We start from the raw sequence: 13,170 nt of genomic DNA, 5'->3' as shown, positions 1-13,170 counted from the left end.
ACCATCAAATAAAAAAGCATACTAACCTTTTCTATCAACCCTTTATATAATGTTTTTCCGCCAAATGTTTGGAAAGGAACAATCAAGCAGCTTTCTAAAATATTTGGATAACGGGTGCTAAAATCAGGAATCTTTTCGTCCCACTCCATTATTTCCCTGACCAGCTTATGGGCTATGTATTCGATTTCAAGAATAGTTAATGGCTTCATTCGGCGCCTAATAATTTAATTGCTTCACCATATTCTTTTATAGTCTTTTTAACCGATTCCTCTATCTGCCTCTTCTTGCTGTCGCTTAATGCCCCTTCCAAAAGAAATGGTAAATCTTGTTTATGAATTATAAAATTCCGGCCGGCTTTTTTGGCTTTTATTTTTCCGGCTTTTATCTGTTTAAAAACGGCTATTCTGCTTATGCCAAGCAATTTTGCCACCTCGGTTGTTGATAACAAATCTTTTCCCATATTAATATATTTTAATCTATGTTAACCAATAAGTCAATGGTTAACATATGTTAACTAATTTTGTTTTCCTCTCTCCCTTTCCGCTTTTCTAACCCGATCTTCATCGCTTCCAAAGTGATGCGCGATTTCATGCCAAACGGTGTTTTTTACAAGCTGTTTTATTTCCTCGTCCGAGCCAGCAATTTCTTCAATCGGCTTTTGAAAAATAGTAATTTTATCCGGCAAAACCATTCCATAATGCGGGCCTCGTCTGGTTTGCGGAACCCCTTCATATAAACCAAGCAAAAGATGGCCATTGCCGATTTTCATTTTTTTCAACTGTTCCTGGCTCGGCTCGTCTTCAATAACAATTGCCACATTTTCCAACTTCGTTAAAAATTCTTCAGGAATGAGCTCAATCCCCTGCTCCACCAATTTTTCAAAGTTTTTTTTATTCATATGGTTGCAAGCCTTGAACGCCGTTAGAACCATTATTCTGGAAGGCTGGAAGCCTTACGAAATAGAAACGGCGGCCAAATTATTTAATTAATTAATGCCTGATTGACTGTGGAAACACTTAAAATAACTTACTACTCTATTCCTATTGGAATTTTACCGCATTTTGATTCTACAGCCCTAACTGCGGTAATTATATTATTATCTTACGGTTTGGACTATGCGATCCACCGTTGCATCAAGGTCAAAAGCCTCTCTTTCGCTCGTGCAGGCCAGACTCTGTTCCTCGTCGTAATTGGCGCAATTAGGATAGCGCAAAATAAAACTAACTAAAACCAGCTTTCCTCTCACGGGAGTCATATAAACGTAAGAAGAATAAACGCTCCCTGCAGCTCCTTCGTTTTTAACGTTAACGCAATAAATTCTATTATCGACTAATCTCTGGCTGGTTATTTCAAGCATACTACTCACTTCTTGTGGCGTTTCTACACAGGAAAAATTACCTGATTCAACCTTTATGGTTGGTGGCCACCCTGCAACGCTAATATATTTTGCCAATAATTCTTTGGGATATTGAAATGTTATTCCATCGTCATTGGTGATTGTCACCCATGGATTATTATCGGAACCATTGCTGTTTTCGGTAATGGTCCAAAGCGAATAGTAACGGCTGTAATACCTGTGAGTGGCAACTGCGCTTTGTCCTGTCGGAGACTTAAAAAAATAACCTGATCCCATTTGTTCTGTAAACTCATACCCTTTAGTTTTCATAAAATTATGTATCATCATTCCGTTCTTGCTTTCAGTCATGAATTTATTGTCCGAACCAGACAACTGGACTATGTCCGCACCACTAAATTTTAATTGAATAATTCCTTTGATTTGTGGCCAAGGATTGCCCTCCTGAAAGATAACAGGAGAATACATAAATGCAAAAATTCCAATCACTAAAATAACGAGGGCAGTGACAAGCAAAAACTTTTTATTTTTTGATGAGTGTTCAAAAATCATAGTGGATTATTATTTTTCTTTCTGCCTCTGATCGCAATAACAATTGTGGCAATAATCAGAATAAGGCCGAGTCCTTGCGCTCCAGGGCTGTCGTCGTATCCGCCGAATACGATTAAAAACAGCCCAAATAATATTACTAAAATACAAAGTGTTATTTTAATATATTTATTCATTTCTTTTATATCCATCTATCAAGTACAGAATTCCTGGAATAATGGGCACAGCTAAATTAATGCTAAGATTTGCTTCCGTTAAAAGACCGACAATAAAGCCGATTGCAATTGCGACAACGATAAGCCAGCCTGCAACTTTCGGATATTTCCAACCCAATGCCAAACCGATAAAAACCAACGGCATCATAGATAAGGCAACATTTTCCCATAATGAATAATCGGGATTAACGAATGGCAACGGGTTGCCGTAACCAAAATAAAACGGCAAAGCGAATAATATTATCGCTAAAGCCATAATTCTGGCAAACCATCTCATAACTTTAATTTGTTCTTTGTCTAGTTTCATAATATTTTTGTTAATTATAATAATTTTTAATCAACCCTTGTAATTAAATATTTCTTCTATCGACCTTTTGAAAACGAGTGCGATTTTAAAGGCTAATTCCAAAGAAGGCACATATTTATTTTTTTCAACGGCGATTATTGTTTGTCTTGTCACTCCGCATTTATTTGCCAGATCTTCTTGGGTCATATTATGTTCGGCACGGAAAACTTTTATTCTATTAGTCATCTGCGCCATATTTTTTATTAAAATAATAATAGGATATTGAATAAATCATAATCAGCAACAGAGCAATATAACAAAAAACTTCTCCGAGAAATTTAAGATTAGACCCCTCATAATCTCTACCCACCAATATCAAAAAGAGGCCTGACAAGGCAAGAAGCATTGTTGCAACGCTATGGGCAATTCGAGAAGCTCTGCCGCTTATCGAGATTATTCTTTCGTCCACTATAATTTTTTTAAACTTACTTTTAACCAAAAAGAGAAACAACATTCCTATCAAGACGCTTGAAATTGCCAAATAAAAATTATTGATAATGGTTGCGGTCATTACCATTGTTGCGATTAAAAGACCAATTAAAGTTCTGATCATTTGATAGTGTTTATAATTCATATTTTACAGGAATATTAAGTTAACTATACATTACTAATTGTAAGCTATACTTTACATTAAATCAAATAGGGTTATCCACATATCCAATTTTTCAATTTAATGCATCAAAAAACCGCTTCAATTAAAAGGTGGTTGAGACTAAATAAAACAGGGTTTTTAAATGGCTCAAATCCCGTTGAGCCATTTGTTTGCTCCGATGGTAGAGATTCGCTCCATGTTAAAGGGGTCGGGCACCTTTAATGCTTTTTTATTGAATAACGTTTTTTGGAAACCCTGGCTCAATTATTGAATTGGGCATATAGGTGACCTTATAAAGATTAAATAAATTATTGGCCCTATATGATGCTTCCTGGTCAGATAACTCAACGCCGTATCGTTTTTTATAAAGTTCTTTAAATTCTTTTATCGCTTTTTCTGGTAACATAATACTTATTTCTAATAATATCCGAGTTGCGCGTGAACTTAGAACGGTTATTTTGAGCGATTGGCACTCCTACGAAATGGACGCGGCCGTTAAAATGCTCCGTCAAGAATCTCCGTTCGATTGGATTGATTAATTAAAACTCCCTAAAAACTGGCGAGGAACGGGAAAGATTATCTCTTATGCTTCGTTCTATCAACAAGAACAAATGACTTTGCTCTTTGATGATATGGAGGCACGCGATCACCTTTTGATAAGGTAATCTCCTGTTTGGTACCTGCAGGCTGATATTGACCAGACACAGGCGCCTTCTCTCCCGTATGAGTAATAATTTTCTTGCTCATACTTTTGACTTCAACTTATTTTCTATTAATCAGGGCTGTCGACCTTTTATACCAACCCCCGCCGCAAATGCCTCAAAAAGCAGCTGCGGAGGGGGATAAAAGGGACGTAGCATAATTACAGAAAAGTGGGAGGAAGTTTGTCCCCGCCAGTTTTTAAAGAGCTTTATTTATATACCATAATATTTTAATCTGTGATATAATTAAAGTGATAATAAATACCCGATCTAAATCTTTATGATTGAGAAACAAAAATCAAAAAATATTCTCTCTACAAACGATTTGATCATCAGGTCCGCGCTCAAAGAAGTTTTAAAAAAGAAACATGCAGATGATAAGGAGCTAAAAATAATCGATGAACTGGGCGTTCAGCATGGGAGCGTCAGAATAGATATTGCGGTCATAAACGGCATAATGCATGGATATGAAATCAAGAGCGATCGCGATACTCTCGAGAGATTACCAGAACAAGTGCAAGCATACAGTGCTATCTTTGATCAGGTTACTCTTATTCTTGGCAGCAAACATCTCATTGATGCATTTAAGATGATCCCTGATTGGTGGGGAGTAGAAACGGCACACATAAGTGACGATGGTGTTGTCTTTTTTAATATAATTAGAAAAGCAAAAGATAATCCTGAACAACATGCTGTTTCGATTGCGCGATTATTGTGGAGGCAAGAGGCCCTAGATAAACTTGAAAATCTTGGCAAGGCAGATGGTGTCCGCTCAAAACCTAGGGAAATTGTGTATCAACGACTCGCCGAATCAATCGATCTTAAGATGTTAAAGAAACATGTTAGGAGTGTTCTGCTTTCTTCTCGGCAGAATTGGCGAACTGACGGGCAACCAGTGTGATGTGGTGATTAATACCAATGGTAAGCCATGTGGTCGGGTTTCCCGGCTTTTTATTTTTGGGCTCAGCGATTCTAGTAATTTCTGCGTCGCCAAAACTATAATCCGCGCCTTTATAGTGTTGGCTAAAACTTTCTCCTGTAAGTGTTTTGGCATGATCTATATATTGCTCTAGTCCTGGTCCCTTCTCTTTTGTCTTTTGGTCAATAACTCCTGGTTTTTTACCTCTAAATATCCACCATTTATCGTTATCTGTGTACCGCACGCTTACACTACCTCTAATATTAACTGGATCATATATGGGACACTGAATCGTGTAGTCAGAGAAAAGCGGAGCGCGCGATAAACCACTATCTTTAACGGATTTCCATAGCTTCCAATCTAATCGATCAAGTTCATGCACCTTACCCGGCATAAATTCTGTTAAATTTTTTGGGAAGGCACCTGCAGACATTATAAATGAACGCCAATTATTAATGCTAGGAATCTGATTAAGTTTTTTTATTATGTCATCTGTAATTGTACCCTGGTCGACAACGCCCAAATCAACAAGTAAATCTATGTTCTTAATATCAAGTTTATTGTCGGCCAAAAACTTAGAAATATGTGATGAGAGATCATTTTCATCAAAGTGAGACCTATCAATACGAATACAAAGTCCGTGCCCGCTCGATTTTGCATAATTAATGGCAATGGTTCGAGTTGCCATATCGGCGCTGGTACTAGTCACTGGTATGATATAGATCACCGGAACAGAAAATAAATTCAGTTTATTTGATGATGATAAAATTTGTTCAAACGAAGAAGCTCTTACATCGCTATCTAGCAAGTGTACGTCAATAAATATAGTATTTTGCCCGCATGACTTCAGAAAATCGTTTGCGACATCAGACAGCATCTCAGTGAGTTTTTCTTTAGGAGTTTTTGTAATCAAAATTTTGTCGCCCTGCTTCTTGGTAGTGGCCGCCGGCATTACAAATTCTATTAGGGGTGTTAAATTTTCTCTATCTTGTTGAAAAAGTTGCCCTAGTGCTTTTCTCTCAGCTAATTTCCAGCGAAGTATTGGAATGTAAGAATTTATTATAGTCATATTTGTTCTGTGAATTCTTCAGGGAAGAATTTTTTAATCTTAAGATTTTCGTCATAAATCATTTCGTTTAAATAATAGAATTTTTTATGTTTGAATCGAATCATTCCCGCGATAACCGCAGCTTGTACACCCAATTCATTGGCTAAATCCAATGTAGAAAATTGGTTCGGCGTTCGTTTAGCAGCACTTGTCTCCCATTTACTTCTGGGTAAAATTGATTCTTCCGCGAGTTCGTCAGCGGCTTTTTCTTGGTCGTCAATTTGTATTCCATCTTTCTCTTGAATTTTTTCGTCATAGAAATATTCAGTTTCATTTTCATAGTGTAGCGCAACGTGAGCAAGTTCATGCATTAATGTAAACCAGAAATTATCGGGACGATCATGACGAATAGTAAGACCAATGACAGGATTGTTCTTATCAGCGATAAATGTAGCGCCATCTAAGTGTGTCTTAGGAAGATGTGGTTCTATCACTAGTTTGATGCCGTGCTTTTTGAGATAATCACGCGCAAGTAAGGGACCGTCGTCTTGTGTGCTGAATCGCAGAACATCTTGCATAAATTTAAGGTTTACCGTACCCTTTTTGTATTTAACGGAAGTTTTTATTTGCTCAGCTTTCCGCGATGCTCGCAGGCCCCATGCGATCAAAGCATTATTGTCGGTACGGGGCGAAGAACGAAAGCTAGTTTTTCGATACAAAACGGCTGGCTGGAAATTTCCAAACATCTCAAAGAAGCTATTTATAAGTTCTGATTTATTATATTTTTTAAGAGTTTTTTTACCAAAATAACCTCGTTGCTCCATTGTTCTTATAAGGCCCGTATCCCAATTTTGTAATTCTGGTCGTGTTGGCTTTTGTATTAATACCTTCGCTGGTATACCAAGTCCCGTGGAAAGCGCTCTAACCATATCAAGTGTAAGTTGGCGTTTGCCAGAAAGAATTTCTGAAACACGACCACGGCTGCCTATATAAGGAATTAAATCAGCGGGTTTAAGATTGGCTTGTTCCATTCTAAATTTTATCGCCTCAACCGGATCAGGGAGAGTTTTAGGAAAGGTTTGAGATTCATAGTCCTCTATGAGAGTAGTAAGGAGTCTTAATTGTTCTCCTTCTGGAGAATCTGGATTTGGATCACGAACAATTAGCCATTCTGCCATTTTAAGGGCTTTTTGGTAGTCTTCTTCAGTTTTTATAATTTTAATTGCGTCCATATTTTTTACTAAATTATTTGCCATTTATCGTATTCTTTGTGGGTGCCGATTTTTTTTATTAAAATGGTTTGATTTTTATAACTCATCTTTACCCATAACCTATATTTATTCCTACAAATGTCGAAAATTACATTCTGGTCCTTTAAAATACTTGCTTTTGGATATTTGCTCTTGAGATCATGCGGCGTACCCCATTGGGCTTCTTCAACTTCAGCCTCCCATGATTCAATTTGCGATCGCGAATCAGCATGTATATTCACGAAGTCCCTCAATGGTTGTATGCCTATTAATTTCATATTCTTTGTCTTTTTGATCTTGCTTTATGGATATCATATATATTGCTCCCATAGTGGTAATACTACTCCCTGTATAATTAAAAGTCAATACCCTGACTTATCCACACCCCGCTAATAAAAAACGGCTTTAAAAACCGCTTTTTAATGCACATCTATATGGCTAATATAATTTGGATTATTAACCCTGCTACCATAACAATTGTTAATCCAACAATCCACCAAGTAAAATATATCATTTTATCAGTTTGTTTTGAGGATTGCTCATTAAAAGCTTGTATGGTTTTTTCTAATTTTTTAACGGTTCGCCTTGTTAGCTCGTCAGAGGCGAGAGGAACAACACGAAAATCAAGTTCATTAACCATATGCATTAATTGCTCGTCAGTTGCGTCTTCTAATTTTGGTGAAAAATTGCTCATAAATTTATTCCTATGGCATATTATCGGTTTCCTTTTGCTCGATTATGTGTCTTGCAAAGCATCTGACAATTCTTAGCTGTAGTTGTGCCTCCCTTGCTCCAGGCCGCTACATGGTCAGCGTCCATCTCGCCCAAACCCCAAATCTTATTCTTATTAGCGTCATGCCCAATAGCGCAATGCGGACAATTTGATTCTCCCTTTTTCTCTGCCTTGGCGGTTTGTGTTGCATAAACAGCTTTTTTGGTCGCTTCGTCAAAAACTCGGACTTCAAGCAATTTCGTGTCAACGGAACCACCAAGAATATACTCAAAAATCCCTTTGCGATTTTTTACATACGGATCAGCGTAGAGCTTTTGAACTTCAGCTGATACTTTAGCTGGATTATATGATTTTTTGTGATACTCCTCGTAAAGTCGCCCCCATTCAAGTCCGCGCATCTCGCTTTCAACGTCAGTAAATATACTAGACACCCAGTCAATCACACTGTTGAAATATTTTTTAAGCTCAGTAATATTTTTATCAAAACGATGACGACTCATATAATCGCCGATATTGCCTTTACTTACCCAGTCTAGAGCACATTCCAAAAATTCCTGCCGATTGGCGCTACCAGATATATATGCACTCCATTTTTGGATGTTAGCGTTTTGACTATTACTAAATTCTTCTTTGCCGAGCGTTACAAACGGTCCAGAATACACCGCATTAAGTAATTCCTGATTATTAAGTGGAACACCAGCAATATTTATTGTTTTAAACCATTCTTTTATCTCGCTTTCTTCACCCTTACATTCATAAATAGTTAGAGTTGTATTCAATATTTTAGATTGCTTATTTTTTGCAAGACCTGAAAAATATTGCTCCATACCATTTTCGTCTTTGATGGCGAACTTATCAGTTATAAACCGCCCAAGACTGGTGATGCGTTGCTGGCCGTCTAGAACTTCTAGGTTGCTGTCGCTTACTTTATTAAAATAGATTAATCCTATTGGGTACTCTTTGAGAACTGATCCAATGACGGCCATCTCTTTTTTACCACCATCAGACGCATAAATATAATTACGTTGGTATTCTGGTTGAATAGTCAGCTTACCAGACAAACCAAACAAACCCTTACCTTCAAGTTCGTTATAGACAAATCCATCACAAATTTCTTTGACAGTGATGTTGGTTTTTAAAATTGTTTTCATATTATTTTTTTCTGTGTTTAATAAATAACCTTTTATAAACTTCTTTCCCATTCAAATAAGAGCCTTTGCCGTATATTTTATTTGGGTCCTGATCTACTCCACGATTTGAGCCTAAAATTTCAAATTGATCAGGGTTATAACTATCTAAAAAACTAACTGGTACGCCCATAACACCTTTGTAATTGCTTGGAATATTTTTAACTAACGAGACCTCTATCGCATCGTAGTTATCATATTTCTCAAAAGGTTTTTTCGTTGTAAACTTTATCACTTCTTTTTCGGTCATGAGCTGAAGCGGTTCATGACGTCGGCCATGATCAAGATTAGTAAACCAACGAATGCCTTGCACTCGTGTAATATAAACCTTCTTGCCACTTTCATTTGTTTTGATTTCACGAACTTGCTCCAAATTGGCAATTTTTTCTGGTATCTCAAAAAACATCGCACCCGCATTGACTTTGTAATTATTACCTAACCAAACTTTATTCTTTTTAAGTAATGGGAATACCTCTTTATAGGTAATTGCGTTCATGTTGCCAATAATCAAAAACTTTTTATCGTGATCAACAAGCTGCTTTATGTACTCACGGAATAGACTGAAGGGCGGGTTAGTCACCACGATATCGGATTGTTCCAATAAATTAATAGATTCATCACTGCGAAAGTCGCCATCGCCTTCTAATGGCGTCCATTCATTGTGTTTATTTGCCCTTAACTGCTTGGCAACATCTTTTAAATTAAATTCTCCGTCGCTGTCTATATCGCGCACCTCATTAATAATAAATTTATTGGCAGTTATCTTAGGACGGCCCTTTGATTTTGTTAGGGTCTTGTCATTGCCAAACAATTCCAGCTGAGTGTTGGCTACAGGCGAAGGCTTGTAACTCGTCGTGATGAGTTGTTTTAATCCAAGCTTATTGAAATTGAGCACAAAATAGCGAAAGAAATTACTCTCAAATGGATCGTCGCAATTGCAGTAAACCACCTTGTCGCGAAATGCGTCTGAGTCGTACTCTAAATACGCCTCAATCTCTTTTTGAATATCGCTATATTGAGTATAAAACTCGTCGTTTTTTACTTTCTTCGCATTTGTAAGAAATTCGTTTGCCATAACTATTTTCTTCTTTTTGTATTACTCGTCTTTTCTAAAAACGCGTGCAAATCAGACTCCTTAATTCTCCACACGCCGATTTTTGATGCCTTAAGCTTCCCAGACTCGATATAACGCGTAACCGATCGGCCGCTAACCCGCAAAATTTTAGCGACTTCCTCAATCGTAAAAAGTTTGTCGATGTTTGAATTCATAAAATTATGTGCCTCTGTAATTGGTTATTATCATTTTAGCTCTTTAAATATTCATTGTCAAAGATGACGTTTTTTGTCATAATGGGGATAAACAATGAAAATGAATATGATAAACGATAGTATCACTAAAAATATACTTGAAGCCATACAACAGCGCCGAGATCTTAACCCTGCGGCCGATAATTTTAACTTTGAGCTCGGAGGCTTCGGGGCTAAGCTTGATAACGAAAATGACTATTCAGCACTTAAGGACGCTCTTGAGGGATTAGCTTCACAAGCTGGAATTAAATACGAAATTACTGAGGACTCCACTCTTTATGAATCTTACGGTTGTAAAATAACCATTACTGATAAGAAGAATTTTGAAGAATTTTATAACAGCAACGCTTTGCCAAAAAATGATCACGGCCAGAGGTTTCCGCACCATCTCCCAGCAGGTACTACTTGGGAGAAAATCATTATAAAATTTATTGATGACAGAAATGCTGTGATAAGGGCTGGCAAATATCAAGAACCACAAAACTTTTATCAAATGGGATTTGCAGACAAAAGAAGTATTGAAAAACCAAATATCCAGTGGCAACTTTTATTGCTCTTAGCCAAACAGCCCGTACCTGGTGAGCTTATGTGGGATTCAGAAAGCGCCCAGATTAAAATACAGAAGTGGAAAGAAAGGCTTTCAAAATCCCTTAAATACTACTTTGGGCTGAGCGATGATCCGTTTTATCCCTACCATCCGTATGGTCCGCAAAAGCAGGAGCGATCATATAAAATTAGGCTGCAACTTATGCCTCCAGAAAATACAAAAGAAAGCAAAGATGCAAACGCCGAGATAGACGATCTATTTAGCAATCAAGTATACGAAGAATAATCACTGACAAGCCCGACAAAAACAAATAAAGCTTAAATCAAGAAGACCTCCAGAATAAGGGGGTCTTTTGTTTTTCTTGAATAAGTCGCCGACAAGTCGCCATTGGTCAGTGAAAGCAAAAATGACTATGACGACCAAACCAACCGAAAAAGAATACTTCAAAAGCTCCGACCTCGCACTGGCGGCGGTGCTTTTTCTTTTCTTTCCGCTCGAGGGAATAGATAAAGAAAATCCGAGAAAAGCATTATTTCTCTTTGAAAAAGATAGCGATGGACACCTAGACGAAACGATCACTGATTATTGGCGCGGGGAATTAAAGGTCGAGCCCCGCAGATATTTTGAGGCTCTCCGCCAGATCAAAGCGCGCCTTTACGAAAACTGATATGCCACTCCCAGCTGAAGCCATAAAACAATTTGCCGACCTATATGAGCGCATGTACGGCGTAAAACTTGAACCAGCCGAGGCTTCGGCACGGGCCAACACCTTTTTTCAGTACTGCAAGGCCATACAATTCGGCTTCCCGAATACCCCAAAAAATAACAATGACTATGTTAGCAAACCCATTCGAAAACCTAAAAATAAATAAGAAAAAGACAAACTTTTTTCTTGCGCCGCATAAACCCTATGACGATGAAGAATTAAAGAAAAAGCTAACCCATGCGGAACGAGATTTTTATATGACGCTGTGCCATTTAGAAAACAGATATGGCAAAGGTGAAGATGGATGGTTCTGGCATACAGATAAGTTATTTTCAAACCGTGACGGAAAAAGTTTAGGATTTGAGTCTTTCGGCTTCGGCCTATCAACGTGCAAACGTGTAAGGAAAAGATTAAAGGACCTTGGATTAATAGAGACCAAAAGAGAGCCCCTTAAAAGCGGAAAATTGGGAGGAACAATGTACCGCATCAATCGACAATTTTTAATCCAAACCAGAGACCATAGTGAACCCTGGCTAAGGACCACCATGAACCAAAGGTCGAGACCACCATGAACTCCTTATTAAGAAAGATGATTAAAAAAGATTTATTAATAAAGCTTAAATAAAGCCTACGGGGTAGGACAAAAAATACAAAATTTAAGATCATGACCAATAAAATAAAAATAAAATTATCAATAATGGACGGAGAAAACCTAAGACAATATTGGGCATGGCTTCTCTATTGCGAAATGGAGAGCGTTAATAAGATGTTGGGTAAATGGAAAGAGATTCAAACAAAGAAGAGTAAAGCACCTCAATCCTTAAAAGGCATAGAAGAAAAAATTGGGAAAGCGCCATCAAGAGCAACAATTATAAACTGGTCAAAAGAATTCAGCTGGATCAAAAGAAAAGAATGGAAGCAAAAAATTGAATCGCGATACATCTTCGAAAGAGTAAAGAAAGCCAAAGCAGAAGAACATTTAGAATTCAAAAAAACACTTGCACAACTAAAACTAAACCAAAGATAGACCAAAAGGAGGGCAAGGTTGGGGCAAAACGAGGGTAGATTTAGACCAATAACTGGACAGGAATTGGATAAAACTTGGACAGGTTTTATACCAAAGTCGGATGAAAGGCGGACAAAAGGCGGATAGATTTTAGACCACAGGGCGACTAAAAGCGACCGAAAGGCGACCAGAAATAAACCAAAGCTTCTACAATTCTTCGTCAACACTTCGTCGGTTTTAAACCAAAAATATACCAAAACATCGGTAAGTCATCGGGGAAACATCGGGGAAAAATCAAAGCAGTACATTGTAAAAATGAACAAAAAGACGTAGAATATAATTGCGTCCTACAAGTTTGAATATCTGCACAGGGTTATTGCTTCTTTTGAAGCCCAATTGCGGGCTGAAAGGGGCGACTATCCTCCACAATTGGTTGCCTTGTGCAATTCAATCTTGTGGGACGCAGGCTCTGGTCGTCCCTTTTTGTTTTGTTTGACTTCCTTAAACCTTCGGCCCATGTTGTGTGTAGAAAGGCCGAAATCAATATTAAGTAAATAATTAATGAACAAACATATGACAATAAAAGCCAAAATTTACGCCGTAATCGCCATTGTAGCGGTCTTTGGAGCAGGTTACGGAGTTTATCACCTTCTAAGCAAAGTACCGCAAAATAAAGGCAACGTTGACGTAGCCTCAATAACGACATTCG

General features: G+C 37.7%; 21 protein-coding genes. 5 read left to right on the top strand and 16 right to left on the bottom strand.

Annotation, left to right across the window (positions count from 1 at the left end; all coding sequences use genetic code 11):
- The 9 genes from PHT16_04095 to PHT16_04055 form a co-directional block, all read right to left on the bottom strand.
- Positions 1-209 (bottom strand): hypothetical protein (locus tag PHT16_04095; protein ID MDD5721589.1); only part of this gene is annotated, 209 nt, incomplete at its 3' end.
- Positions 206-460: an excisionase family DNA-binding protein gene (locus PHT16_04090; protein MDD5721588.1), complete on the bottom strand. Its 255-nt coding sequence runs from the start codon at positions 458-460 to the stop codon at positions 206-208. The genes PHT16_04090 and PHT16_04095, both read right to left, overlap by 4 nt.
- A gap of 54 nt (positions 461-514) precedes the next feature.
- A complete protein-coding gene (locus PHT16_04085) occupies positions 515-898 on the bottom strand; it encodes a metallopeptidase family protein (GenBank protein ID MDD5721587.1) in 384 nt (127 codons plus the stop codon).
- A 198-nt stretch (positions 899-1,096) separates the two neighbouring features.
- Entirely contained in the window at positions 1,097-1,906 is an 810-nt protein-coding gene (locus tag PHT16_04080; protein ID MDD5721586.1) for a hypothetical protein, read from the bottom strand.
- The gene (locus PHT16_04075) at positions 1,903-2,079 is read right to left on the bottom strand and encodes a hypothetical protein (GenBank protein ID MDD5721585.1); all 177 of its coding nucleotides are present in this window, start codon (positions 2,077-2,079) and stop codon (positions 1,903-1,905) included. The genes PHT16_04080 and PHT16_04075 overlap by 4 nt, the downstream gene beginning before the upstream one ends.
- Positions 2,072-2,425: a hypothetical protein gene (locus tag PHT16_04070; protein ID MDD5721584.1), complete on the bottom strand. Its 354-nt coding sequence runs from the start codon at positions 2,423-2,425 to the stop codon at positions 2,072-2,074. The genes PHT16_04075 and PHT16_04070 overlap by 8 nt, the downstream gene beginning before the upstream one ends.
- 30 nt (positions 2,426-2,455) lie before the next feature.
- Complete coding sequence (locus tag PHT16_04065) at positions 2,456-2,650, bottom strand: helix-turn-helix transcriptional regulator (protein MDD5721583.1); 195 nt, start codon at positions 2,648-2,650, stop codon at positions 2,456-2,458.
- Entirely contained in the window at positions 2,643-3,038 is a 396-nt protein-coding gene (locus PHT16_04060; protein ID MDD5721582.1) for a DUF2178 domain-containing protein, read from the bottom strand. The genes PHT16_04065 and PHT16_04060 overlap by 8 nt, the downstream gene beginning before the upstream one ends.
- Positions 3,039-3,285: 247 nt before the next feature.
- Complete coding sequence (locus tag PHT16_04055; GenBank protein MDD5721581.1) at positions 3,286-3,462, bottom strand: hypothetical protein; 177 nt, start codon at positions 3,460-3,462, stop codon at positions 3,286-3,288.
- 575 nt (positions 3,463-4,037) lie between these two features.
- On the opposite strand from PHT16_04055, the gene PHT16_04050 reads away from it, so the two are divergent.
- On the top strand, positions 4,038-4,658 hold the full coding sequence (locus PHT16_04050) for a sce7726 family protein (protein ID MDD5721580.1): 621 nt from the start codon (positions 4,038-4,040) through the stop codon (positions 4,656-4,658).
- Here the strand turns inward: PHT16_04050 and PHT16_04045 are convergent.
- The 7 genes from PHT16_04045 to PHT16_04015 form a co-directional block, all read right to left on the bottom strand.
- Entirely contained in the window at positions 4,600-5,745 is a 1,146-nt protein-coding gene (locus PHT16_04045; protein ID MDD5721579.1) for a beta family protein, read from the bottom strand. The two genes, PHT16_04050 and PHT16_04045, sit on opposite strands and share 59 nt — an antisense overlap.
- Positions 5,742-6,980: an ImmA/IrrE family metallo-endopeptidase gene (locus tag PHT16_04040; GenBank protein MDD5721578.1), complete on the bottom strand. Its 1,239-nt coding sequence runs from the start codon at positions 6,978-6,980 to the stop codon at positions 5,742-5,744. The genes PHT16_04045 and PHT16_04040 overlap by 4 nt, the downstream gene beginning before the upstream one ends.
- Entirely contained in the window at positions 6,965-7,252 is a 288-nt protein-coding gene (locus PHT16_04035; protein MDD5721577.1) for a type II toxin-antitoxin system HigB family toxin, read from the bottom strand. The genes PHT16_04040 and PHT16_04035 overlap by 16 nt, the downstream gene beginning before the upstream one ends.
- A 152-nt stretch (positions 7,253-7,404) precedes the next feature.
- Complete coding sequence (locus PHT16_04030) at positions 7,405-7,668, bottom strand: hypothetical protein (GenBank protein ID MDD5721576.1); 264 nt, start codon at positions 7,666-7,668, stop codon at positions 7,405-7,407.
- A gap of 20 nt (positions 7,669-7,688) precedes the next feature.
- The gene (locus PHT16_04025) at positions 7,689-8,858 is read right to left on the bottom strand and encodes a DUF262 domain-containing protein (GenBank protein MDD5721575.1); all 1,170 of its coding nucleotides are present in this window, start codon (positions 8,856-8,858) and stop codon (positions 7,689-7,691) included.
- 1 nt (position 8,859) lies between these two features.
- Positions 8,860-9,969: an adenine-specific methyltransferase EcoRI family protein gene (locus PHT16_04020; protein MDD5721574.1), complete on the bottom strand. Its 1,110-nt coding sequence runs from the start codon at positions 9,967-9,969 to the stop codon at positions 8,860-8,862.
- A gap of 2 nt (positions 9,970-9,971) precedes the next feature.
- Positions 9,972-10,163, bottom strand: a complete 192-nt coding sequence (locus tag PHT16_04015; protein MDD5721573.1) for a helix-turn-helix domain-containing protein — start codon at positions 10,161-10,163, stop codon at positions 9,972-9,974.
- A 100-nt stretch (positions 10,164-10,263) separates the two neighbouring features.
- On the opposite strand from PHT16_04015, the gene PHT16_04010 reads away from it, so the two are divergent.
- From PHT16_04010 to PHT16_03995, 4 genes are all read left to right on the top strand, one after another.
- Positions 10,264-11,034: a hypothetical protein gene (locus PHT16_04010; GenBank protein MDD5721572.1), complete on the top strand. Its 771-nt coding sequence runs from the start codon at positions 10,264-10,266 to the stop codon at positions 11,032-11,034.
- A 127-nt stretch (positions 11,035-11,161) separates the two neighbouring features.
- Positions 11,162-11,416: a DUF5659 domain-containing protein gene (locus PHT16_04005; GenBank protein ID MDD5721571.1), complete on the top strand. Its 255-nt coding sequence runs from the start codon at positions 11,162-11,164 to the stop codon at positions 11,414-11,416.
- 167 nt (positions 11,417-11,583) lie between these two features.
- Positions 11,584-12,027 (top strand): hypothetical protein, encoded by a 444-nt coding sequence (locus PHT16_04000; protein ID MDD5721570.1) that lies wholly within the window; start codon positions 11,584-11,586, stop codon positions 12,025-12,027.
- 92 nt (positions 12,028-12,119) lie between these two features.
- Positions 12,120-12,482: a hypothetical protein gene (locus PHT16_03995; protein MDD5721569.1), complete on the top strand. Its 363-nt coding sequence runs from the start codon at positions 12,120-12,122 to the stop codon at positions 12,480-12,482.
- Positions 12,483-13,170: the final 688 nt, after the last annotated feature.

It is taken from the genome of Candidatus Paceibacterota bacterium (assembly GCA_028718635.1).
GTDB lineage: Bacteria > Patescibacteriota > Minisyncoccia > Phycocordibacterales > UBA9973 > UBA9973.
The sequence above is the reverse complement of the archived record's forward strand: the minus strand, read 5'-3'. Positions and strand labels throughout refer to the sequence as shown.